Annotated in this window: 1 pseudogene; it reads left to right on the top strand. The window is 55.1% G+C overall.

The annotated features are described in order from the left end of the window. Positions 1-247 (top strand): annotated as a pseudogene (locus FCK22_RS18730) (IS3 family transposase); the annotation flags it as partial.

Raw genomic sequence — 247 nt, 5'->3', positions numbered from 1 at the left:
CGTCGCCTTTCCGGCGACACAGCGCGTCAGGCGACATCGCCTGAGGTGAAGGATCTGCGATCCGAGGCCATGGCTCTGAAAGAATGCGTGGCTGATCTAACCCTTGAGAACCGCCTGCTCAAAAAAAGCATGACAGGGGCTGGGGAGTTCGAGGAATGAGGTATCCAGCAACCGAGAAGCTTGAGATCATTCGCACGGTTGAGGGATCACACCTGCCCACAAAAATGACCCTTGATATGCTGGGTAT

The organism is Sulfitobacter sp. 15WGC (genome assembly GCF_005068605.1).
Classification (GTDB): domain Bacteria; phylum Pseudomonadota; class Alphaproteobacteria; order Rhodobacterales; family Rhodobacteraceae; genus Sulfitobacter; species Sulfitobacter faviae.
Note: the sequence above shows the minus strand (reverse complement) of the source record. Positions and strands in the feature narration are given on the sequence as shown.